We start from the raw sequence: 24396 nt of genomic DNA, 5'->3' as shown, positions 1-24396 counted from the left end.
TTTGTAATATAAACAGACAAAATTATAATTTCATTATATAATCAATTTTTATAAAAAATGCGAGATAATTATGCATCCTGTTCTTAATATTGCTATTCGTGCAGCTAGAAAAGGTGGAGACATACTTATTCAAAATTATGACAACCAAAAAATTAACCATGAAAAACAAATAGGAAAACGAGAATTTATTACTAAAATGATTAAAATGTCAGAACAATCAATGATTAATATTATTCATAAATCTTATCCAGAACATATTGTAATTACAAACAAGAATATAAATATAGAATTTAAAATATCAGAAACAATATGGTTAATTAACGCGTTAGATGGAATTAGCAATTTTGAAAGAAACTTACCACATTTTTGCGTTTCTATTTCTATTATTGTTAAAAAAATTTCTGAAATATCTGTGATATATGATCCTCTCAGAAATGAACTATTTACTTCTGTTAAAGGACAGGGAGCTCAATTAAATGGGTATAGAATGAGATGTAATAATATTAGTTTATTAAATAATAGTTTAATTGGAATAATTTTTTCAAACAATAAATGTTACCTACACAATAATGTTTTTCAAATCATTAATGCATTTCTATTAAATAATGTTAAGTTAAGGTTTACAGGATGTACAAATCTTGATTACAGTTATATTGCTATTGGAAGATTAGATTTTTTGTGTAACTTTAACGCACAACTTTTTACTATAATAGCTGGTTCATTGCAAGTAAAAGAAGCTGGAGGGCTAATTAGTGATCTTTATGGGGGGAATAATTATTCATCAGGATCCATATTAGTTGGAAATCCAAAATTAATGCGAGTAATTCTAACAAATATCAGAAAATATTTGAAATTTTAATAAAGTTGATATGATTACATAAAATTGAATTAATTATTTTAATAAAGAACGTTCATAAATTTAAAATATAAACTTATTGTAATATATGAAATGATTTAACTAATATTTTCACAAGTGTTTAATACAAAATAAAGTTCTGACTAAAATTATTCTAAATAATATTGTTCATCACATTTATAATTAATATTATAAAAAATAAAAACTAGTCTTTAAATCTTATAAATGTGTTTTACTAAAAATAATCAAACACTATTAAACTAATTTTTAATAAATCTATAATAATTTAAAATTTTTTATCATGTTTACCAAAAAATTTCTTTTTATATTTAAAAACAATAAACTTATCATAATCTCATTGCTAGCATATTTTAACACTTAGCACAGAAAAATTTTTGAATATTAGACATAAAAACATCATTTTCTTGTAAGTAATACTTATTTATCAATCCCTTTTAAAACTATAGATTTTGATTAATGTTTTCTAGTAAAAATTTTTTAACATTTAATAATTGTTGCATGTTATATACAAATTTTTGAATAAATTGTAATTAGAATTTTAATTCAAGATGGAATTTTTTGCATATTTCTAAAGTATTTTCTCTAAATACAGTTAACGCTTTTTTAAATTGTCTAGCTGTATGTAGTTCTCATCAATACTCCAACTTTTATGATCTAATACATATAATATTAGTGTTTTCTTACGAAAGAACGGTAGTTATCTTATTCTTTAGTTAATTTAATATTATATTTTAATCTATTTTTTTTACTTTTTATAGTTTTTCCCATATTTCTTTCATATGTTAAATTATATTGATGTAATCATTTAATTTTTGATCAATTTATAGTAATTTATTTAATGATACAACGTCTAATTTAAACTTTTTTTGTATTGCTCTTTCATAAAATGTTTAAAAACATGATAATGATGCATAAAATTAAAACAAAATAGTAAATACTTTAAATAAAATAGCATATAATTTGCAATACAATTTATAAACGATCTCCTTTTTTTAAAATATATAATATCATAACAGTATATCGAATTTAAGCGTTATAGTACATTAAATTTAAAATATATAAAATATTATATTTAGTCTATAATACATCCAAAAGACAAATAATTTTTGTATAAAGTGTATCAGTTATACAGATGTATTTTAATGAATATTAAAATTAATATTAATATATTTTAAAATAATAAAAAATATTCTAGCACATTGAATTTAAAAGTATTTATTAAAAATATGAATAAAAATAAAACTTTTAAAATCATTAATTTAGTAAAACACATTTATTATGTTTAAAATTATGTAGTTCTTCAAAATTGAATTTCACTTTTTGACAATATGATACAAAAATTCTTTTTTACTTTTATACATTGTTATCATTTTTTATAATTAAATGGAATTAATGTTAAGAATATACTACTCATTAAAATCAATACAAGTTGAAGTTGATCTGTTCCTAAAAAATGTCTATATATAAATTTTTCTAAAATTAAAGTTATAAATGGAAATATAAAAAATACAATAGAAGCGTGAAAAGAACTTACTTTTTTTTGCAAATAAAAATAAGATAAAATTCCAAATACTCCTGAAAAATAACTCAAATATAATATTGCTAAAATAGATGCATAAGAAAAATTACTCAATAAAGGATGTTCTAACATATTAGAAATACATAACAAAAGTACACCGGAAAACAAAGAAGGAAGAGCATTAAACGTTAAAATAGACACGTTAGAATGCCTTTCTTTAGAATATAAATATATTGTTGCATGACTAACCATAGCTAATATTAATGCTATTATTCCTTTTGCAGTTTTTATATCACCTAATTTAATTTCTTTAAACAAAATTATTGACAAAGTCAATATAGCTAATATGAATCCTATACATTGCATGAAATGTAATTGTTTATTAAAAAAAATAAAAGATAATAACAATACTATAATCGGCATATTAGAAAAAATGATAGATGCAATAATCGAGTTAACGTAAGTACCTCCGTATAACATTAATGAAAAAGGTATAACAAAATAAAATATGCATATAGTTAATTGGAATATTTTTTTTCCAGGAGGAAAAAATAAAGAAGTATTAGTATAATAACAAATACACATTAATAATAATGATGTCAAAAAAAATCTCATTCCAGTTATAAATAATGGAGGAATAGTATTTACAGCAATTTTCATTGCTATGAAAGTTGTTCCCCAAGTTATAGATACTATTATAAACAATAATATTATCATTATCTTTCGTATCATTATTATTCCTAATATATATTAATACAATTTTTAAAAAGATCTTCGATAACTATAATTTTCTAAATTTTAAAATAATTTAATGCAAGTACAAATATATAAAGATCTAATATTAAGTAATAAGATTAATTTAACTATAATCGTATTTAATATATAATCTATAAATGTATAAGTTGTTTTAATTGGTAATCAATTAATCTTGATACATATCAAAAATTATAAAAGTGTATATTTAACTATAAGATATAAAATGCGAACTATATTAAATAGGATCTATGAAGGAAACTACTTAACTGAACCAGAAACATATAACATATTTCAATCTATAATGTCTGGAGAAATTAATGATATACAATTGTCTGCTATATTGATAGCCTTAAAAATTAGAGGCGAATCGGAAAATGAAATCATGGGAGCTATACGAGCTTGTTTAAAGTATATGAAACCGTTTCCTAAACCAAATTATATGTTTTCTGATATTGTAGGAACTGGGGGAGATTCTAGTAACAGCATAAACATATCTACTGCTAGTGCATTAGTTGGAGCTACATGTGGACTAAAAATAGTTAAACATTGTAATACAAATATATCCAGTAAAACTGGATCATATGATTTATTAAAAGAATTTGATATTAATATAAATATATCAAATAATGAATCTCAAAAAATGCTAAATAAACTAAATATCTGCTTCTTATTTGCGCCTCAATATCATGTCAGTTTCAAACGCGTTGTACTAGTTAGAAAAATTTTACATACTAAAACGTTGTTTAATATATTAGGCCCTTTGTTAAATCCATCTCAACCACCATTATCTGTTATAGGTGTTTATAATGTCAAATTAATGCTCCCTATTGCTAATATATTGAAAAAATTGAATAACCATCGTGCAATAATAGTATGCAGCGATCACACAGACGAAATTACTTTACATGCTCCTACGCACATTACTGAGTTAAAAAATTCCAAAATTAGTTCATATATATTACATCCAAAAAATTTTGGAGTAAATTATCATGATAAAAATGCTATTTTGGGAGGTACGCCTAAAGAAAACTATGAAATTATTAAAAATGTGTTTCAAGGAAAAGGTCCTATTGCAATTTCAGAAACTATAGCAGCTAATGTAGCTGTATTACTCAAGTTATTTGGTAATGAAAATTTAAAAGAAAATACAAAGTATGCTTTACAAACAATTTACAGCGGAAAAGTATATGAAACAATTATTGCACTTTCTAAATGTTCAAGAGGATTGTAACTTTGGATAGTATATTAAAAACAATTATAGTAAATAAATTGAATTGGATTGCATATAGAAAAAAACTACAACCATTATCTACGTTTCAATATAAACTTACATTATCAGATCGCGATTTTTATAAATCATTAAAAAACATTAACCCTGCTTTTATACTAGAATTTAAAAAAGCATCACCTTCATTAGGCATACTTAATGATTTTGATCCAAGATTCGTAGCTAAAATATACAAAAAATACGCTTCAGCTATATCAATATTAACTGATGAAAAATATTTTAATGGAAAATTTGAATTTATCCCTATTATTAGAGAAATTGCTATTCATCAACCAATATTATGTAAAGATTTTTTTGTTGATCCATATCAAATCTATTTAGCAAGATATTATCAAGCTGATGCTATATTACTTATATTGTCTATCTTGAACGATCATCAATACATTTTTCTTAAAAAACTAGCAAAATCTTTTAACATGGATGTATTAACTGAAATAAACAATCAAGAAGAACTAAGTAGAGCTATACGTCTAAATGCAAAAATCATTGGAATTAATAATCGAAATTTACATAATTTTTCTATTTCAATAAAAAATACATTCAAGTTAGCTTCTAACATACCAAAACAAATAATTACTATTAGCGAATCCGGTATCAAAAATTATCATCAACTAAGACAATTAAAATCTATTGTACAAGGTTTTTTAATTGGATCTGCATTAATGACTAAAAAAAATTTGGAAAATTCTGTCCGAAAAATAATAATGGGACACAATAAAATATGCGGGTTAACCAGATTAAAAGATGTTAAAATATCAAAAAATGCTGGAGCAATTTATGCAGGTTTCATTTTCTGCAAATCTTCTCCGAGATATATTGATCATAAAAAAGCTATCGAAATAAGCAAAATGGTTTCTATAAAATATGTAGGAATTTTTTGTAATGAAGAAATTCACACTATTTCAAAAATAGCACAAAAAATTTTATTTTATGCTATTCAACTTCATGGAATTGAAAATCAAATTTATATTAATAAATTAAAAAAACAACTACCATCAAATGTGAAAATATGGAAATCAATTACATTAACAAAAAATAATATGAATCAAAAACTATCTTTTAAAAATGTAGATAAATATATATTTGACAATATATACGGAGGAAGTGGATCACCATTTGATTGGAATTTATTAAAATACTATAAATTGAATAACATTATTTTAGCTGGTGGATTAAATCTTAAAAATTGCATATTAGCATCTAATTTAGGTTGTTTTGGTCTCGATTTCAATTCTGGAGTAGAAGATTTTCCCGGTATAAAAAACAAAAATAAAATAATATCACTTTTTCGTTCTTTAAGAGAACATAAAATTATAATTCATTAAATGCATATAAATTAGGAACTTATTTTTTAAATGACTTTATTAAATTCATATTTTGGAAATTTTGGCGGTATGTATGTTCCGCAAATTTTAATGCCTGCATTATATCAATTAGAAGAAGAACTTGTTTCTTCTTTAAAAAACCCTAAATTTAATATAGAGCTATCTGATCTTTTAAATAATTATGCAGGTAGACCCACTCCATTGACGTTATGTCGAAATTTAACAAAAGGTACAAATACACGGATTTACCTCAAACGTGAAGATTTACTTCATGGGGGTGCACATAAAACTAATCAGGTATTAGGACAAGCCTTGTTAGCAAAAAAAATGAAAAAAAATGAAATTATTGCAGAAACAGGGGCAGGTCAACACGGAGTAGCAGCAGCTTTATCTTGTGCTTTGTTGAATCTTAAGTGTCGTATTTACATGGGAATTAAAGATATTAAAAGACAAAAACAAAATGTTTTTCGCATGCAGCTAATGGGTGCAAAAATAATACCAGTAGAAACTGGAAACGGAACATTAAAAGATGCATGTAATGAAGCATTACGTGATTGGTCTAAAAATTATGCTAACGCACATTACATGATTGGTACTGCTGCTGGCCCGCATCCATATCCTACTATGGTCAAAGAATTTCAAAGCATTATTGGAAAAGAAACAAAAAGTCAAATTCTTCAACAAGAAAACTGTTTACCTGACGCAATAATTGCATGCGTCGGGGGAGGATCAAATGCTATCGGAATATTCTCTTCATTCATGTCAGATATGTCTGTAGATCTCATTGGGGTAGAACCCGGAGGAATGGGAGTTCATACTGAAAAACATGGAGCACCCCTAACACATGGAGACATAGGTATTTTTTTTGGAATGAAAACAAAAGTCATGCAAACAGAAGAAGGTCAGATTAAAGAGTCATGGTCGATCTCTGCCGGATTAGACTTTCCAGCAGTTGGTCCCGAACATGCTTGGCTAAATAGTATCAAGCGTGCTACGTACGTATCTATTACTGATAACGAAGCAATATGTGCATTTCAAAATTTAAGCAAATTAGAAGGCATTATTCCAGCTTTAGAATGTTCTCATGCACTAGCTTATGCACTCAAATTAATGAATAATAATCCTGAAAAACATCAAACATTAATTGTAAATATTTCAGGAAGAGGTGATAAAGATATTGAAACTGTTAAAAATTTTTTAAAAATTTAGAGTGATATTTATATGAATCGTTATCAAACGCTATATAAAAAATTAGTTCCATTCAAAAAAGGTTGCTTTATTCCTTTTGTTATTCTTGGTGATCCTTCTATTGATATATCATTAAAAATCGTTGATGTTTTAATTGAAAATGGAGCAGATGGGCTAGAATTAGGTATTCCATTTTCAGATCCTCTAGCAGATGGAAAAATTATACAAAAAGCTAACTTAAGGGCTTTTAGTTCCGGTATAAACGTTGTTAAATGTTTAACAATGTTACATAAAATAAGAAAAAAATATAAAACTATTCCAATAGGAATATTGTCTTACGCAAATTTAATATTTCAATTTGGAATTAATAATTTTTATTTAAAATGTTCTAATATTAATATTGATTCAATATTAATAGCAGACCTTCCTATAGAAGAATCATACAAATTTAGACAATGTGCCGAAATTAACAATATATCGCAAGTATTCATATGTCCTCCTGACGCTCAACAAGATTTAATTGAAAAAATTTCTATGTATAGTACAGGATATATTTATTTACTATCTAGATCTGGGGTAACCGGAACAGATCAAGATATAATAATACCACCATTAAATTTAATTAATCAATTAAAACGGTTAACCAACATACCGATTATACAAGGTTTTGGAATTTCTCATCCAAAACAAATAAAAAAAATTATATTGTCAGGAGTATCTGGTGTTATTTGTGGTTCAGTTATTATTCAATTAATCGAACATTATTGGTTTGATAAAAAAAAATTAATGGAAAAAATAAAAAATTTATCTAAATCTTTACATCAGTCGACGCAAATTGTTAAGTGATATTAATTTATAGTATATAAATAACAACATCTTAGTATTAAATATAACAATTCTATATAATTATACTTTTATAACAACTTTAAAGTATTATTGAAAATTATTATATTTAGTACTAAGATGTTGTGCACTAAGGAGAATTCATGAATATTACAACAAACTTGTTATACCATGATACTATTAATTTTTTAAAAAAAAAATGGTTAACAACACTTATTATTGTACTTATTGCTTCTAGCATAACCGTTTTTTTAGACAATATTTTTCTTTCAAATTCCAGTATTTTAATGATCATTTATAAATCAACAATTAGTCCAAACTATTCATTTTTTGATCTTTTACAAACATTAACGCTAAATCAAAAAAAACAATTATTATTTTTTACAACAGAAAAATTGTTTTCATCATTAATTAGTAATACTTTTTTAATAGGAATTTTAACGATTTTTATAAAATCAAATTCTTTTAGTAAACATAATTTTTATTTAGAATTAAAAAATATTAATCTACTATTATTCGTAAACTTATTCTTATTAATACTCGTTAACACAATCATTGTTCAATTAGGATTCATGTTATTAATAGCTCCAGGAATATTATTTTTTTCATTTTTTTCTTTATCTCCAATCATATTGATAATAAATAATAAAAATATAATACAATCTATGGTATCTAGTGTAAAAATCACTTTACAAAATTTGCAAATTATTTTTCCTGCTATTATATTTTGGTTATTTTCAAAACTAATTGTCTTAATATTGTTTTTACATATAAAAATAATTCCTATATTCATAGTGTTCTTATTATTGAATATAACAATAAATTTAATTTCTTCTGTATTAATTATATATTTATTTCGATTTTATATGTTGTCATCTTTATTACAAAATTCTAATTAAATATAATTTTAGGTATAACTTATGAAATTTTTCCTTAATTTCGTTCCAATTTTTACTTTTTTTATTGTATATAAATTATATGATATGTTTATCGCATCAATTTTACTAATGATATCAACAATTTTAATATGTGTATTAATTAAGCTTTTATTTAAAAAAATTGAAAAAATAGATTATATTAACTGTATTTCTGTTGTATTTTTTGGGTCATTAACATTATTTTTTCACAATAGCATTTACATTAAATGGAAAGTAACAATAATATATTTATGTTTCTCTATCTCATTTATAATTAATTATCTTTTAGTAAAAAAACCATTAATTCGACAATTATTAGAAGAAAAGATAAAGTTAACTGATTGTATTTGGAAACAACTCGACATTGTTTGGTCAATTTTTTTTCTAATATGTGCAATCATGAACTTATATATTATGTTATATGCATCTGAAAATATGTGGATGTATTTTAAAGTTTTTGGATTAACTATTTTAACACTATGTTTCGCACTTACAAACATAATTTATATATATTTCTTATTGTCTAAAAATAAATAACCTTATTTAGAGAAAAATTATTTATGAACAAGAAGAACCAATTACCAAAAGGAAAAATAGTTTTACGCACTTTAGCAATGCCAGCAGATACTAATGCTAATGGAGATGTTTTCGGAGGATGGATTATGTCTCAAATGGATATAGGTGGGGCTATTTTAGCCAAAGAAATTGCAAGAGGTAGAGTAGTAACAGTTAGTGTTAATGGTATGACGTTCTTAAAATCAGTTACTGTCGGAGACGTTGTAAGTTGTTATGCACGTTGTATTAAAATAGGCAATAGTTCTATTACAATAAAAATTGAAGTATGGATAAAAAAAGTAGCTTCTGAACCATTAGGTTTACGCTATTGTACTACAGAAGCAATTTTTGTTTATGTTGCTGTAGATCAATCAGGAAAACCAAGAAATGTGCTACCAATAAGTATTATTTAATATATGATTAATATTATCTATCAAAAGAACTACAGTAAAGTTATATAATTATACATTATTAAATATGTCTTAACGTTCAAAACATCATTTCAAATATGAAGAACTTTAAAAAACATATTTTAAATAATATTAAAAATTTAAAATTTTATTTGTAATTAATAATAACAATTATTACGACCAATAAAAGTTATTTTCAACTTTTACTTAAGATACAATTTTAAAATGTTAACTGGATCATTATTTATATGACTGACTTTACTTCTATGGTTACTGAATCAACTATTTTCGGTTATTGGATATTAATTATTAGCATAACTATTCGCATACTTTCTAAGCGCCGTGTTATATCGTCAGCTATGGCATGGTTGTTAATTATCTATATATTTCCTAAGATTGGTATTATTACTTGGCTATTTTTCGAAGAATGTGGTTTTGGACAAAGAAGATTAAAATTAGCTAGTACTATGTGGTCAAAAAAAAATAAATGGTTAAAAAATTTAAAATATCGCAACTTTATCTTTCAAAACAACAATAGTGAAGTAGCAACTTCAGTATTTCAATTATGTAAACATAGACAAGGTATATCAGGTATCAAATATGATCGGTTGACATTATTAAAAAATACAAAAGAAATTATTAAAACTTTAATACGAGATATTTATTTAGCTAGAACAAATATTGAAATGGTTTTTTACATTTGGAAACCTGGTGGATTAGCAGATGATGTAGCAATAGCATTAATAAAATCAGCTAAAAGAGGAATAAAATGTAGAATTATGTTAGATTCTGCAGGCAGTTTAGAGTTCTTTCGTAGTAAGTGGGTCACCATTATGCGTAATTCTGGAATACAAGTAGTTGAAGCACTAAAAATAAATTTGCATCAACTATTTTACAGAAGAATCGATTTAAGACAACATAGAAAATTTGTTCTCATCGATAATTATATTACATATGCAGGAAGTATGAATTTAGTAGATCCACAACTATTCAAACAATCATATAACATCGGTAGATGGATCGATATTATGATTCGTATTGAAGGACCAGTTGCTACCACTATGGGTATAGTGTATTCTTGCGATTGGGAAATAGAAACAGGAATAAAAATTTTCCCCAAACAACCCGCATGCAAAGTTGTTACTTTAGCTAAACATAATACTTCTGCTATACAAATCATTGCTTCTGGACCAGGATTTACTGAAAACATTATTCATCAAGTATTACTAACTTCTATTTATTCAGCACGTAAAAAAATAATAATTACTACCCCTTATTTAGTACCGAGTGATGATTTATTGCACGCAATATGTGCAGCAGCTCACAGAGGTGTAGAAGTAAGTTTAATAATTCCTAAAAGCAATGATTCTATATTAGTTAAATGGGCAAGCCGAGCCTTTTTTAGTGAACTTTTAGAATCTGGAGTAAAAATTTATCAGTTTGAAAAAGGATTGTTGCATAGTAAAAGCATCTTAATAGATATGCAATTAAGTTTAATTGGTACTGTAAATTTAGATATGAGAAGTTTATGGCTTAATCTCGAAATCACATTAGTAGTAGATGATAGTACTTTTGGAAAAGATTTATTTATGCTACATAACGAATATATTTCAAATTCTAAACTAATAGATCCAAAATTATGGGCTGTCAGATCTTATTGGAAACAAATAATAGAAAAGATCTTTTATTTGTTAAGTCCTTTATTATAAAATTATACACACATTATATAATTATAATTTTAAAAATAAAACTTACATGCTTTATTGAACTTCAAATAATATAAATGTATAAATTTTCTAAAACATATTCAATGTTTTTATTACCCACCAATAAATTATTATCATTTTTGCAAAAATATAAATGTGAATGAAAATATAAAAAGATAAAAAATTATTAAAGTAACATATCAATAATATATTTAAAATATAAACAGTAAAATATTTAATGTGTAATATTAAATTCAAGTGTATAAAAAAATTTATAAACAATAATAAATAACACCTAAACCTATCTTCATTAAAATGAATATTACAACTATCTTTTAAGTTCATTATATATAACTTTCTAATAAAGCACATCTTAAAATTATAATAATACATAAAACATTAAAAGTTTTAAATATAGTTTGCACTCTTCATTTTCGAATACGTAATTAGTTCTTAAAAATCCTAGAAATAACATATAATAACTTAAAATAGTAATTAACAAGAAATTAAAAAAGAAAATACAAAGATATAAAATATTAATTGTAAAAAAATGAACAATCTTAGAGCATTATTAAAATCTGTAAATTGTAATGAATCTCCAAAAACAATATAAAAAATTATTCAACCTACTAAATATAAACGTATCAATAAAAATAGTAACTAATATGTAAGCTAAAAAAATTATAACGTTTTTAGAATAATATAGAAATACTATTTCTCTTTATTAAAAACATAGTAATGTAACGTTATATACTGTGCGTTTCTTATTAATTTATTTTAATCAACTTCATATGTTATTTTAAAAAATTAAAGCATAAATTTATTAAAAAACTATCATATTTAACATTATCAAATTATGCTTGATAAAAATGTACTTATAAAATTTAAGACATGCTTAAAAAGTTATTAATTCAATATATTTAAATACAAAATAAACGTTTTATATCTAAAATAAAATACATATTTTATTAAATTGATATTATAGTGCATTAAAATTTCTAAGAGTAAATAATTTTTAGAACTATTATAACAATTATCAATATAATCGTATTTCAAAAAATATATTTTCTACAATGTTAAATAAAATTTTTACTTAAAGATTATTTAAATTATGATGTAGGCATTTGATAAATCAAAACAAATATAAGATGCCTACATACAGTAAATAACTATTTACTATTAGTAATACTTTTTTAAGTTTATTAATAATTTGTTTTAAAATTTAAAAATTATTTGTGTAATCATTTTAAAAACTACTTTTAGAACATATTTAACATTCCAATTGCCACTAAACTTTATAATAATACAAATATTTCAAAAAAATATAATATTTTAGTTGTATAATCTTCAAATTGATATATTATTCATTTTAAATTGATAAGATATGACCCATTTTTTCTTCCTTAGTACGTAAATACTTCAGATTATTAATATTTTTACCTACAATTAATGATATTCTTTCTATAATTTTAATACCGTTCTCATTTAATGCCTTTACTTTTAATGGATTATTAGTTAATAATCGTACTTTTTTTATATTTAATAGTTTAAATATATCAGCACAAAAAGTAAAATCTCTTTCGTCTTTGGAAAAACCTAAATAATGATTAGCTTCTACAGTGTCTAAACCAATATCTTGTAATGCATAAGCTCGAATTTTATTTGAAAGACCAATATTTCTTCCTTCTTGACGATGATATATCAGAATTCCACTACCGGCTTTCACGATTTCCATTAATGCTGATTGCAATTGAAAACCACAATCACAACGTAAGCTAAAAAATGCATCACCAGATAAACATTCAGAATGAATTCTAGATAAAACTGGATGATGATTATTAACATCCCCATAAACTAAAGCAATATGGTTTTTTCCTCCATATTTTTCTTCAAAAACAATCATCAAAAATTCACCAAACAAAGTAGGTAATTTTGATTCTGCTATCCTTTTAAGCTGCATATACTTCTCCATGGTTGTTTTGTTAAAATTTTATTTTTAATTACATTTGTAAAAATATAGCTTGTTAAATTTTTTAATCGTGACATGTAATATGTATTTAATAGTGTTTTAATCATTATATTAATAATCATAAAATTTTGTAAAATATGATTTACAACTGTTAATATTGTTTTAAACTAACTCGTTAACACAATGTGTTATAAAATGTTAATTTTTTATATAGAACGCGGTATTGTTCATGATGTCATATTTCTATTTTAAAATCATTAAATGTTTTTAAAATTAATTATAATACACAAATTCATAAAAAAAAGTTAAAATATGTAAATGATTTGCATTCAAATGTTAAATGCTATAAGCATGTAAAATATTTTTATGAAAACGTACACATTTTAAAGTTAGAGGTTATAAATATGTTTGTAAAACATAATGTTAAAAGACCCAGTATTATTATTGCTTTAGATTTTTTTAACAAAAATCAGGCTATAAAACTAATAAATAATCTTGATCCTAAAATTTATGCACTAAAAATAGGAAAAATAATGTTTACTTTGTTTGGAAAAACATTTATAAAAACACTCCAAAAATTAGGATTTAACGTTTTTTTAGATTTAAAATTATATGATATTCCCAATACAATATTTGGAACTATACAAGCTATGGCTGATTTAGATATATGGATGATTAGCATACACATTTGTGGAGGTACAAAAATGTTACAGTCAGCTAAATTAGCATTAAAACCTTTTTATAAAAAAAGACCACTACTAATGGGTGTAACAATTTTGACTAGTTTTGATGAATCAGATATTCACGACATAGGAATTAACATGCCAATGAAAAATTACATACTAACCCTATCGAGGTTAGCACAAAAATGTAAATTAGATGGCATTATTTGCCCTGGAAAAGAAGTTTTGTCTATTAAAAAAGAATTAGGAAACAATTTGAAAATACTGACCCCTGGAATACGATGTAAGAAAAATTTATTACATGATCAAAAAAATACAACTACCCCATACTTAGCAAAAAAATATAACATTGATTATATTGTTATTGGAAGAGCTATCACGTCTTTAACAAATCCATTAATTGCATTAAACGACATTCAAATAGAACTAGATATCTATGATACATTAAAATATCATCATTTAAAACAAATCTAAAAATTTTTATATTGAAACTCTGCATGATACGAAGAACGAACAAACGGTCCACAAAAAGCTTTTTTAAACCCCATCGATAATGCTTCTTTTTTAAATTGGACAAATTCTGATGGATCAATGTATCTTTGTACCGGAATATGTGAAGCACTGGGTTGCAAATATTGACCTAAAGTTAATATACTAACTCCACTATTGAGTAAATCTTGCATAACCTGTATAACTTCTTTTCTAGTTTCACCTAATCCTAACATTAAACCAGATTTAGTAGGAATATTTAAATTATCTAACTTAAATAACTCTAATAATTTTAATGACTGTTTATAATTTGCTCCAGGTCTAACTAGTTTATATAGTCTTGGTACATTTTCTAAATTATGATTAAATATATCTGGTGGAGATAAACTAATAGTTTTAATAGATTTTTCAACTGCACCTCTAAAATCTGGAACTAAAATTTCAATTATAACATTTTTTTTCTTGCGAATAGCTTGAATACAATTCAAAAAATGTTTTGCACCTCTATCTTTTAAATCATCTCGTACTACAGAAGTAATAACGATATAATTTATATTTAAATCAATTACAGCTTGAGCTAATTGATTTGGTTCCTCAAAATTAATATTAGATGGCTTTCCATGATCTACTGCGCAAAAAGGACACCTTCTAGTACAAATTGTACCAAGAATCATAAATGTTGCAGTTCCTCTATTAAAGCATTCAAATAAATTAGGACATAATGCTTGCTCACATACAGTATTTAGTTTTCTCTTTCTCAGAGAATATTTCATATTGTTAATTTTATTCGTATTGGACGGAAATTTTATTTTCATCCAATGTGGTTTTTTTAAAATACGATTACTAAAATTTGGTAAAATTTTTACTGATATTTTTTTATTACATAATCTACTACTATGCACATTATATATATACTTTAATTGTTCTTTATACATCTACTTTATTTTCCCACCAATATTTATTTATAAATATATATTTTCGTTTCTTACACATTTATAATATTTCTATAGTATAAATTTTGGAAATATATTACAAATTAATCATTAATAAATTTTAGATGAACATTAAAAAGAACACAAACATTATAAAAAATATTTTTTAATACTATTAATTAATACTAATTGTACAATTTTAAAATTTAGATTAGGCTTAATATCTATTACTTGAGTCATTTTTATATCATTTCCACAAGGATTGATATAATTAAACGGAGATAAATTCATATCAACATTTAATGCCATACCATAAAACGAACAACCTTTTTTAATACGTAATCCAAACGAGCATATCTTTTTTTTATTTACATATATTCCAGGAAATGTATTCAATACATATGCATCAATAGATAAGCACTTTAAAGTATACAACACAACATTTTGCATTAATACAATAAGTTGCCCTACATTCATTCCACGACGTACAAGATCTAATAAAAAATATATTAATAATTGCCCTGGACCATGATATGTAGTTTTTCCTCCTCTATTACTAAATACAATTGGAATACTTTTTGGAATACACCAATTACATATTTTTTCACTAACTCCAAAGGTAAAAATTGGATAGTGTTGTACTAACCATATTTCATCTAACGTAAACTTGTTGCGTGTAATAGTAAAACGTTGCATGGAATTTGATGTCATTTCAACATGACGCAGCCCTAAATTACGAATTTTAATGTTAAATTTCACAACTATTCAATGACCTATTAAAATTATAAGACTATAACATGCAATATTAAAAAACCGTATAATTTAAAACAAAAAATTGTTTTGAATAAAAATTATGAAACTAATGAATATAAATTATAAATATTTAAATATAACTAAAAAAAATAGATTTCAGACCTATAATAATAAATTCTACACCTATAGCCATTAATAACAAACCCATAATTCGAGTCATTATATTAATTCCACTTTCTCCTATAACGTCTACAATTAAAGGGGCGATTTTAAAAAGACACCAACATAAACATGAAAAAAGAACGATTGTAATAGTACACCCTAACATATTTACCCAACTAGAATAATGAGTACTCCAAATTATAGTAGCACTAATTGCACCTGGACCAGCTATCAAAGGCATAGCTAATGGAACAACAGCAATACTATTAGTCAAATTATTTTTTATATCTTTATTTTTATTATTTTTTATATTTGCTATTAACTTTCCATTTACCATAGAAAATGCAATAGAAACAATCAATATTCCTCCAGAAATTCGAAAAGAACTTAAAGAAATATTAAATACATCTAAAATAATATTTCCAAAAAGTAATGAAAAAAATAAAATAAAAATTACTGCTAAATTTGCAGTAAAATTTGTTTGATTTCTCTCCTCTGTAGATTGAGAGTTAGTCATACTAGTAAAAATTGGAATCATACCAATAGGATTAACTAAAGCAAATAAACTGAAGAAAAAACTTATATACGCAGATAAATCACAAACAGGAACACTCATATATATTTTACTCCTAAACTATTATAGATTTAAAAAATTAAAAATAAAGAAAATAGATAAAATATCAATATTTGATATAAGAAATTATAATAACATATCAACATGTTTAAATATATTGTAACTGTTTCAAATTACATACTGCAATGAAAAATCAAATGCACTTAAAATTATATAATGTATTTGCATATGAAATCATTTTTCATGATGCATATCATATTATTACCTTGATATGATACATTTTAGAAAATATATGATAAAATTTATAAAACAGATATTTTTTATATTAAATTGGTTTACCTATAATACTTCTTGTTTCTACTTTTACATCTATTAATACAATTTTAATGATGTTAGAAACAGTATAATATTCCCTTCCCATGATATATACAATTCCTTTCTCTTTGTTACAAACTAATTCATGCTTAACATTATGCAAAAAAGCAGCTGGTACGAAAATATTAGCACCGTTTTCTAATAACTGAACTTTCATTCCAGAACGAAATATATCAGTTATTTTAGCATCAAAAATTTTATTTTTATAATCTATTTCTTTTATAAAAGAAACATATAACCAATCTTTTATATCTCTTTCTGCCAATCTTATACGACGACGTCGATCGTTGATTTTTAATAAAATTTCATTACTAGGTAATGTAGCTTTTCCTATTCCTGTAATAATTATTTTTAAAAGACGATGATTAATTATATCGCTATATTTTCTAATAGGTGATGTCCATGTAGCATAAGATTCTAATCCTAAAGCAAAGTGAGGACCAGGAACATTATTAATTTCTCCAAAAGACAAAAACTTGTGAATTCGATTATTAAGATATTCGTTTGATATATTATCTAATATACGTCTTAATTTCCGAAATCCTTCTAATGTTTGAATTTCTGTCATATCACATGATATATCATATTCAGACAGCAATGAAATAGCATGCTCGGCATTAATAGGTTCAAACCCAGAATGTGTATTATATATTCCAAAACCTAATTTTTCCGATAATAATTTTGCTGCACACATATTAGCTGCTATCATTGCTTCTTCAACAATTTTATTAGCTATTCGTCTCGGTTCAACATAGATCTCCAAAACTTTAAAAGTGTTTGACAGCTTAAAACTATACTCTAAACGATCATTAAATAATAACGCAAAATTTTTTCTCCACTGAATCCTTAAATGACACAATTTTCTTAATAAAAACAATTGATTAGCAATTGAATCAGATTCTGGACACCATGTTCCTCTATATTCTAACCAATCTGATACAGATTCATATGATAGTTGAGATTTAGACACAATCCATGTTAAAAAAAAACTCGTTTTTTCACATAATATTTTCCCATCACAATTAAATAAGATTTTACAAGCAATAGCAGGACGACGTTGGTTCATTTTTAATGAACACTTATCTTCTGATAAAATTCTAGGAAGCATAGGAATATTTAAACCAGGTAAATAATTAGTAAATCCTCGATTTAGAGCAATATTATCTAATGCACTTCCTAAAGAAATATAAGCAGTAGGATCAGCAATAGCTACAATTAGACTAAACATTCCTGAAGATGTCTGTTCTATAAATAGAGCATCATCAATGTCTTTCGTAGAACAATGATCGATTGTAACAAAGTCTAAATTAGTAAGATCTTTTCTTGAAGAGCTATCATTGAAAATAATATTTTCAGCATCTATTTTTGGTTCAGATGTTTCCAATTTATGTCTTGAAAGAGTTACTAACCATGGTGCTAATGGATTGTTGTTTTCAGCAATAAATTCTGTTAACTCAGCAGAAAATCTATAATCTCCTCTTAATTTATGTTGAGATAACACAGCTATAACCCAATCTCCAGATTTAATATTTTTTGGCGTAGAACAAGAAATAATACAAAGAATTGGTTCTTTTAAAAACGGATAATTGGGTTTTATATAAAAATCATCTTTAATTTTTTGAATTTGACCGATAAATCTAGATAAAAATGGTTCTATTAATTTTTCTGGATAAATAATTTCCCTAGCATTTTCAATTTTTAATTGCCCTATAATACGATCTCCATGCATTACTTTTTTCATTTTTTGAGGCGGTATAAAATAGCTAATTTGAGAATCTATTTCAAGAAATCCAAATCCTTTTTCTGTACTTTTTACTGTTCCTTCAACTCTAGGTACTTTAGAATTTAGCTTTTTTTTTAATTGTGAAAGCAATGGGTGATTATGAAACATAATTACAAAACCTACATTTAAAATGAAATAAAAATATTAGTTTTAGCATTTTTAAAAAATGGATGATGTAAAATTTTAAATAGAACATTAAAAATAAAATAACAACTTAATTAAAAATGTTAATAGCCTTTATTATACTTTTATATAAACAAAATGTTTAATCGATTATAAAACATACGAAATAATATTCATTTTATTAATTTAATTAATCGTCTAATTTATTCATAGCAGTAATATTAAATCCCCCATCTACGTAAATTATTTGCCCCGTAATACCCCTAGACAAATTAGAACATAAAAATGCTGCGGTGTTCCCTATATCCTGAATAGTTACTGGATGGTTATAAGGAGCAATAACATTACTAAAGTTTAACATTTTTTTAAAGTTTTTAATTCCATATGCAGACAAAGTTTTTATAGGAGCAGAGGATATTGCATTTACTCTAATACTATCTATTCCCATACTGTTAGCCATATACCTTACGTTAGATTCTAAAGAAGCTTTTGCAACGCCCATAACATTATAATTGGAAACTGCTTGCTTAGCACCTATATAACTTAAAGTTAAAATAGAAGAATTTTTTTTTAACATAGATCTACATTCTTTGGCCATACCTACAAAACTGTAAGAACTAATATCATGAACACGAGAAAAATCACTTCTAGTAATATTATTCACATAATCTCCAGACATTTGATTTTGAGGAGAAAATGCGATAGCATGAACAAATCCATCAAATTTTTTCCATCTTCTCGATATATTTAAAAATAATTTTTTGATACTATCATCACTGGATACATCACATGGAAAAACAATGTCAATTCCTAGCTCTTTTGCTAAAGAACAAACTTTCTCTTTTACTTTATCAAGATGATATGTTAACGCTAACGTAGCACTTTGTGCATGCATCGCTTTTGCTATACCAAATGCAAGAGAATATCGGTTTGCTATTCCAGTAATTAAAATTTTTTTACCCTTCATAAAACCCATAGAATATCCTATAAAAAAAGTTTATATTTCTAAATAATATAAAATATTTAAATGACTTTGACCATTTCAAATCATAAAACTATATTAAATGATAAATCATTATTACTTTTTTAAGATATTTCCAAGCTTGTAATGCTCGATGTTTTTTTTTATGTGACTAAAAAATTCCTGTTTTTTCATCTTGTTTAACTTCTTTATTGCTTCTTCTCTACTACTCGAAAAAGTTCTAAATAATGCTTGTGAACCATTTACATATGATATAATTGTAGCATATCTTAACATTTCCATGTTATGAATACCAACTAGTTCTCGATGTTGCAAAATATGAACATATGCTGTACCTATATCAATGTTAATTTTAGGATTATATAAATCACGAAGAGATGGTTGACCTATCTTTCCTTGAAAGCGATATACTTCTCTGCCGGCACTAAAAGGTTTTATTTGCATTAGTCCAATAGCATTCGAACGACTAATAGCTTTTGTATTTCCAGAAGATTCAATACAAATTATTGATTTAATTAACCTTTCATCAACTTTGTATTTCTTAGAAGATTGTTTAATAATCTTTGACCAAGAATGTATAAATTTAGTTGAACAAAAATGGTTATAAATACGTGCTTTATAATTATTTCTATTTTTTGTTCCTGAATTATTAAATCCAGAAAATAACATTATAAAAAAAACAATGTATGTCACAAACATTATTTTTTTTTAATAATTTAAGTTTATACATAAATAATTTTATTTAAAATGAAATTTAATTGTATTTACTATATTACTATTATTTCATATTTTACCATAATGTCTAAAGCAACAACAATATAAAACTATTTATAATACAAATTAATATTATTCATAATATTGTTGATTTTTGAAATTTTTTGCTAATTTTGTTGCTAAACCTAAGTAATTCATCGGAGTTAATTGAATTAACCGTATTTTCTCTTCTTCTGGAATAGTTAAACTGTTAATATAACTATGAATTATAGCCGAGCTAATTTTGTTGCCTCTAGTTAATAACTTTAGTTTATCATAAGCATTTCTTATACCATATTTACACATTACAGTGTGAATAGGTTCTGCTAATATTTCCCAATGTTTGTTCAAATCTTCGAGTAATTGTACTTCATTGACTTTTAACTTCTGCATGCCAAATATAAGAGAATCGTATGCTATAATCGAATAAGCTATAATTGATCCTATATTCCGTAACACTGTAGAATCACTCAAATCTCTCTGCCAACGAGAAATAGGTAATTTATTAACAAAATAGTTTATCATAGCATTTGAAAGACCAAGATTTCCCTCAGAATTTTCAAAATTTATAGGATTTATCTTATGAGGCATAATAGAAGATCCAACTTCATTAGGATTATTTTTTTGAATAAAATAATTTAATGAAATATATCCCCACATGTCTTGATTAAAATTAATTAGAATTGTATTAACTCTAGCTATGCAACTAAAAAATTCAGAAATATAATCATGAGGCTCAATTTGGGTGGTATAAGGATTCCAGATCAATCCAAGAGATAGAACAAAATCTTGACTAATTTGATGCCAATTTATATCAGGATAAGCAGAAATATGAGCGTTATAGTTTCCCGTAGATCCATTAATTTTACCCAATAAATTAATATTTTTTAATTGTTTTAATTGACGTTCTATTCTATAAGAAAAATTAACCATCTCTTTTCCTATTGTTGATGGAGTAGCTGGTTGACCATGAGTACGAGACAAAATAGGAAAGTTGTAATAATGAGATATGATCTTTTTTATTTCTTTAATAATATTTTCCCACATCGGGATAATGATCTTTTTTCTAGCAGTTTTTAACATTAAAGAATAAGCTAAATTATTTATATCTTCTGAAGTACAAGAAAAATGTACAAAATTTATAATTCGATGTGTACCTAGCATTTTAAATAATTTATCTTTTAAAAAATACTCTATTGATTTTACATCGTGAAGAAGAACTCTTTCTAATTTTTTTATATTTTGAGCATCATTTTCGTTAAAATTATTTATAATTTCATCTAAACAATGATTAATAGTTTTGTCTTCTTTAAAAGAAACTTTTATTTCATTTAATGTCAATAATTTTTTTAACCATAATAACTCTATTTTTACGCGAAATTTTAAAAATGCATATTCACTAAAAATATCTCGTAGTTTAGTAGTATGATTACTATAACGTCCATCAATAGGTGAAACGGCAGTAAGAGATGATAATATCATTATATACTTACCTCTTTAAGAAAACACACAAACTTTATATTAAAAATTTAAGATAAAAATTTCTTAAATATATTATTAGCTTGATTGTATATTTGATTTTTAAAAAAAATAAATTGAAAAAAATTTCCACCTAACTGTCTCCATAAAGCAGCCGAACGAATACCTGAAAACAGCGCACAACGAATTTTATTTTGTATTAATATATTTTTCAATATTTCTTGTGATCCAAATATTTGAATACGAGATCCTAACTTACTAATAACTTGTAAATATATTTCTGATAACTGATCAGTTAATATATCATATGAATTATAATGATTTGTATTTTTTTTTATTAGCATATAAATTTTTTCAGACAATATCGTTTTACAGACAACATTACTTCTTAGTTTTTTTTCCAAAACAATGATTTTAAGTATATAACGTAACATTCGTCCTGAAGTATCGTAACTATTAGAATTATTAAGCAAAGATAATAGAGTCTTTGCTCCTAATTTCAAATTTTTTTCCAAATTCCCATATACAGACAATGTAGTATTCGGATTAATGTTTAAAATACTATCAATACTAACTTTAAATGCATCATCATTACAAATTCCAGTTTGAGACAACTGATGTACTATAGCTACAGATTGACATATTCCAGAAAGAGATAACATAATCGAATAAAAATTTTTTTTCACGATTATAACTTTCCTATAGTATAAAATAGCAAAATTTTTATAGTGTTAACATAGGTAGCTTTTCTTTAATAATTCCTCCTCCAAGACATAATTTCGATAAATAAAATACTGCAGATTGCCCGGGAGTTATTGATGAAATCGGATGTTTAAATAATACTTTAACATATTTTATTTTATGTAAAAATATTTTACATGAAACATCTTTTTGACAATACCTTATCTTTACTGAACATAAAAAAGGATCATTTCCTAACTTAATATCATTTATCCAATGTAACTGATGTACTATAAATCCTATCGACATTAAATAGAAATTGTTAATACCTTGAGCAACAGTTAAAGAATTAAAAACAATACTTTTATCTATTACATACCATGGAATGCTTTTAAATCCTTTTATCCCCCCTATTCCCAACCCTTTCCTTTGTCCTAAAGTATAATATGCTAATCCATTATGTTTTCCTATCACTTTACCAGAAATAGTAATTATGTTTCCTTTTTTTTGAGGAATATAAGTTTGTAGAAAAGTGTTAATACTTTTTGGATTAATAAAACAAATTCCAGTAGAGTTCTTTTTATGAGATACAATAAGATTTAAATTTCTAGCAATTTTTCGAACAGATTGCTTGGTCAATGTTCCTAATGGAAATAAGCACTTATTGAGAACGTTTCTATCAATAGTATATAAAAAATAACTTTGATCTTTTTTAATATCTGCACCACGTAATAATAACGATGATTTTCTGAATTCTCTTTTTTGAACATAATGACCAGTAGCAATAAAATCTGCTTCTAAGTTGTTCATAGCAAATTCATAAAATACCTTAAACTTTATTTCTTTATTACATAATACATCAGGATTTGGCGTATGACCTAACTTATACTCTTTTAAAAATATTTTAAATACATTTTCCCAATACTCAAAAGAAAAATTAACTTTATGCAAACGAATGCCTATTTGATGACACACATGTTCGACATCCAGTAGATCTTGTTTTGCAGAACAATAAGTGCTGCTATCATTTTCCTCCCAATTTTTCATAAATAGACCTTCTACATAATAATTTTTTTGTTTTAAAATCCATGCAGACACAGATGAATCTACACCTCCAGACATAGCTAGAACTACTTTTTTTTTCAATTTCAGCATATAATTTACTTTATAAAGATAAAATTTCTCAAATTTTATATAACATTCTTGTTTAAAACAAAAATAAAACTATTAGTAATACGTTAAATCTCTGTAATATATTTTGATTTAATATTAAT

The 24396-nt window shown here is 24.7% G+C and carries 20 protein-coding genes and 1 pseudogene; 10 read left to right on the top strand and 11 right to left on the bottom strand.

From position 1 onward, the window contains the following. Nucleotides 1–70: 70 nt before the first annotated feature. Complete coding sequence (locus U0T58_01310) at nt 71–859, top strand: inositol monophosphatase family protein (protein XBC42529.1); 789 nt, start codon at nt 71–73, stop codon at nt 857–859. Nucleotides 860–2243: 1384 nt separating this feature from the next. On the opposite strand, the gene U0T58_01305 is transcribed toward U0T58_01310, so the two are convergent. Further along, nucleotides 2244–3125, bottom strand: a complete 882-nt coding sequence (locus tag U0T58_01305; GenBank protein ID XBC42545.1) for a DMT family transporter — start codon at nt 3123–3125, stop codon at nt 2244–2246. Nucleotides 3126–3375: 250 nt separating this feature from the next. On the opposite strand from U0T58_01305, the gene trpD reads away from it, so the two are divergent. The 8 genes from trpD to cls all read left to right on the top strand — a co-directional run bounded on the left by trpD (nt 3376) and on the right by cls (nt 11387). Further along, entirely contained in the window at nt 3376–4383 is a 1008-nt protein-coding gene (trpD, locus tag U0T58_01300) for an anthranilate phosphoribosyltransferase (GenBank protein ID XBC42528.1), read from the top strand. After that, nucleotides 4365–5765 (top strand): bifunctional indole-3-glycerol-phosphate synthase TrpC/phosphoribosylanthranilate isomerase TrpF, encoded by a 1401-nt coding sequence (gene trpCF / locus U0T58_01295; protein ID XBC42527.1) that lies wholly within the window; start codon nt 4365–4367, stop codon nt 5763–5765. The genes trpD and trpCF overlap by 19 nt, the downstream gene beginning before the upstream one ends. 30 nt (nt 5766–5795) lie before the next feature. Next, nucleotides 5796–6974, top strand: coding sequence for a tryptophan synthase subunit beta (trpB, locus tag U0T58_01290; protein XBC42526.1), 1179 nt, complete (start codon nt 5796–5798; stop codon nt 6972–6974). A 12-nt stretch (nt 6975–6986) separates the two neighbouring features. After that, entirely contained in the window at nt 6987–7799 is an 813-nt protein-coding gene (gene trpA / locus U0T58_01285; protein XBC42525.1) for a tryptophan synthase subunit alpha, read from the top strand. 140 nt (nt 7800–7939) lie between these two features. Further along, nucleotides 7940–8695 carry a YciC family protein gene (locus tag U0T58_01280; protein XBC42524.1) on the top strand — a complete coding sequence of 252 codons (756 nt, stop codon included), beginning with the start codon at nt 7940–7942 and terminating at the stop codon, nt 8693–8695. A 21-nt stretch (nt 8696–8716) separates the two neighbouring features. Further along, the gene (gene ispZ, locus U0T58_01275; GenBank protein XBC42523.1) at nt 8717–9250 is read left to right on the top strand and encodes a septation protein IspZ; all 534 of its coding nucleotides are present in this window, start codon (nt 8717–8719) and stop codon (nt 9248–9250) included. A 23-nt stretch (nt 9251–9273) separates the two neighbouring features. After that, on the top strand, nt 9274–9681 hold the full coding sequence (yciA, locus tag U0T58_01270; GenBank protein XBC42522.1) for an acyl-CoA thioester hydrolase YciA: 408 nt from the start codon (nt 9274–9276) through the stop codon (nt 9679–9681). 245 nt (nt 9682–9926) lie between these two features. Further along, entirely contained in the window at nt 9927–11387 is a 1461-nt protein-coding gene (gene cls, locus U0T58_01265) for a cardiolipin synthase (GenBank protein XBC42521.1), read from the top strand. A 1366-nt stretch (nt 11388–12753) separates the two neighbouring features. Here the strand turns inward: cls and ribA are convergent. Continuing rightward, complete coding sequence (gene ribA / locus U0T58_01260) at nt 12754–13344, bottom strand: GTP cyclohydrolase II (protein XBC42520.1); 591 nt, start codon at nt 13342–13344, stop codon at nt 12754–12756. A gap of 413 nt (nt 13345–13757) precedes the next feature. Between ribA and pyrF the strand changes: the two genes are divergently transcribed. Next, a complete protein-coding gene (pyrF, locus tag U0T58_01255) occupies nt 13758–14510 on the top strand; it encodes an orotidine-5'-phosphate decarboxylase (GenBank protein XBC42519.1) in 753 nt (250 codons plus the stop codon). Here pyrF and lipA read toward each other — a convergent pair. The 9 genes and pseudogenes from lipA to mnmA form a co-directional block, all read right to left on the bottom strand. Continuing rightward, nucleotides 14507–15361, bottom strand: a pseudogene (lipA, locus tag U0T58_01250) (lipoyl synthase). The gene pyrF and the pseudogene lipA sit on opposite strands and share 4 nt — an antisense overlap. A 246-nt stretch (nt 15362–15607) precedes the next feature. Next, nucleotides 15608–16216: a lipoyl(octanoyl) transferase LipB gene (lipB, locus tag U0T58_01245; GenBank protein ID XBC42518.1), complete on the bottom strand. Its 609-nt coding sequence runs from the start codon at nt 16214–16216 to the stop codon at nt 15608–15610. 124 nt (nt 16217–16340) lie between these two features. After that, a complete protein-coding gene (locus tag U0T58_01240) occupies nt 16341–16988 on the bottom strand; it encodes a YchE family NAAT transporter (GenBank protein XBC42517.1) in 648 nt (215 codons plus the stop codon). A 283-nt stretch (nt 16989–17271) separates the two neighbouring features. Continuing rightward, the gene (locus U0T58_01235; protein ID XBC42516.1) at nt 17272–19212 is read right to left on the bottom strand and encodes an exoribonuclease II; all 1941 of its coding nucleotides are present in this window, start codon (nt 19210–19212) and stop codon (nt 17272–17274) included. A gap of 205 nt (nt 19213–19417) precedes the next feature. Beyond that, nucleotides 19418–20203 (bottom strand): SDR family oxidoreductase, encoded by a 786-nt coding sequence (locus U0T58_01230; GenBank protein ID XBC42515.1) that lies wholly within the window; start codon nt 20201–20203, stop codon nt 19418–19420. A gap of 102 nt (nt 20204–20305) precedes the next feature. Continuing rightward, the gene (locus tag U0T58_01225) at nt 20306–20902 is read right to left on the bottom strand and encodes a transglycosylase SLT domain-containing protein (protein ID XBC42514.1); all 597 of its coding nucleotides are present in this window, start codon (nt 20900–20902) and stop codon (nt 20306–20308) included. A gap of 153 nt (nt 20903–21055) precedes the next feature. Further along, nucleotides 21056–22444, bottom strand: a complete 1389-nt coding sequence (gene purB / locus U0T58_01220) for an adenylosuccinate lyase (GenBank protein ID XBC42513.1) — start codon at nt 22442–22444, stop codon at nt 21056–21058. 47 nt (nt 22445–22491) lie between these two features. After that, nucleotides 22492–23127: a high frequency lysogenization protein HflD gene (gene hflD / locus U0T58_01215; protein ID XBC42512.1), complete on the bottom strand. Its 636-nt coding sequence runs from the start codon at nt 23125–23127 to the stop codon at nt 22492–22494. A 37-nt stretch (nt 23128–23164) separates the two neighbouring features. Then, a complete protein-coding gene (gene mnmA / locus U0T58_01210) occupies nt 23165–24277 on the bottom strand; it encodes a tRNA 2-thiouridine(34) synthase MnmA (GenBank protein XBC42511.1) in 1113 nt (370 codons plus the stop codon). Nucleotides 24278–24396: the final 119 nt, after the last annotated feature.

Origin of the sequence: Buchnera aphidicola (Meitanaphis elongallis) (assembly GCA_039830015.1) — a bacterium.
Taxonomy (GTDB): domain Bacteria; phylum Pseudomonadota; class Gammaproteobacteria; order Enterobacterales; family Enterobacteriaceae; genus Buchnera_B; species Buchnera_B aphidicola_AU.
Note: the sequence above shows the minus strand (reverse complement) of the source record. Positions and strands in the feature narration are given on the sequence as shown.

What these genes read in the sequence shown, in the direction of transcription:
- yciA (XBC42522.1), top strand. Translation starts at nt 9,274, where the DNA reads ATGAACAAGAAGAACCAATTACCAAAAGGAAAAATAGTTTTACGCACT.
- ribA (XBC42520.1), bottom strand. Translation starts at nt 13,344, where the DNA reads ATGCAGCTTAAAAGGATAGCAGAATCAAAATTACCTACTTTGTTTGGT.
- U0T58_01280 (XBC42524.1), top strand. Translation starts at nt 7,940, where the DNA reads ATGAATATTACAACAAACTTGTTATACCATGATACTATTAATTTTTTA.
- U0T58_01230 (XBC42515.1), bottom strand. Translation starts at nt 20,203, where the DNA reads ATGGGTTTTATGAAGGGTAAAAAAATTTTAATTACTGGAATAGCAAAC.
- pyrF (XBC42519.1), top strand. Translation starts at nt 13,758, where the DNA reads ATGTTTGTAAAACATAATGTTAAAAGACCCAGTATTATTATTGCTTTA.
- trpCF (XBC42527.1), top strand. Translation starts at nt 4,365, where the DNA reads ATGTTCAAGAGGATTGTAACTTTGGATAGTATATTAAAAACAATTATA.
- trpB (XBC42526.1), top strand. Translation starts at nt 5,796, where the DNA reads ATGACTTTATTAAATTCATATTTTGGAAATTTTGGCGGTATGTATGTT.
- U0T58_01235 (XBC42516.1), bottom strand. Translation starts at nt 19,212, where the DNA reads ATGTTTCATAATCACCCATTGCTTTCACAATTAAAAAAAAAGCTAAAT.
- trpD (XBC42528.1), top strand. Translation starts at nt 3,376, where the DNA reads ATGCGAACTATATTAAATAGGATCTATGAAGGAAACTACTTAACTGAA.
- U0T58_01310 (XBC42529.1), top strand. Translation starts at nt 71, where the DNA reads ATGCATCCTGTTCTTAATATTGCTATTCGTGCAGCTAGAAAAGGTGGA.
- mnmA (XBC42511.1), bottom strand. Translation starts at nt 24,277, where the DNA reads ATGCTGAAATTGAAAAAAAAAGTAGTTCTAGCTATGTCTGGAGGTGTA.
- purB (XBC42513.1), bottom strand. Translation starts at nt 22,444, where the DNA reads ATGATATTATCATCTCTTACTGCCGTTTCACCTATTGATGGACGTTAT.
- ispZ (XBC42523.1), top strand. Translation starts at nt 8,717, where the DNA reads ATGAAATTTTTCCTTAATTTCGTTCCAATTTTTACTTTTTTTATTGTA.
- cls (XBC42521.1), top strand. Translation starts at nt 9,927, where the DNA reads ATGACTGACTTTACTTCTATGGTTACTGAATCAACTATTTTCGGTTAT.
- trpA (XBC42525.1), top strand. Translation starts at nt 6,987, where the DNA reads ATGAATCGTTATCAAACGCTATATAAAAAATTAGTTCCATTCAAAAAA.
- U0T58_01240 (XBC42517.1), bottom strand. Translation starts at nt 16,988, where the DNA reads ATGAGTGTTCCTGTTTGTGATTTATCTGCGTATATAAGTTTTTTCTTC.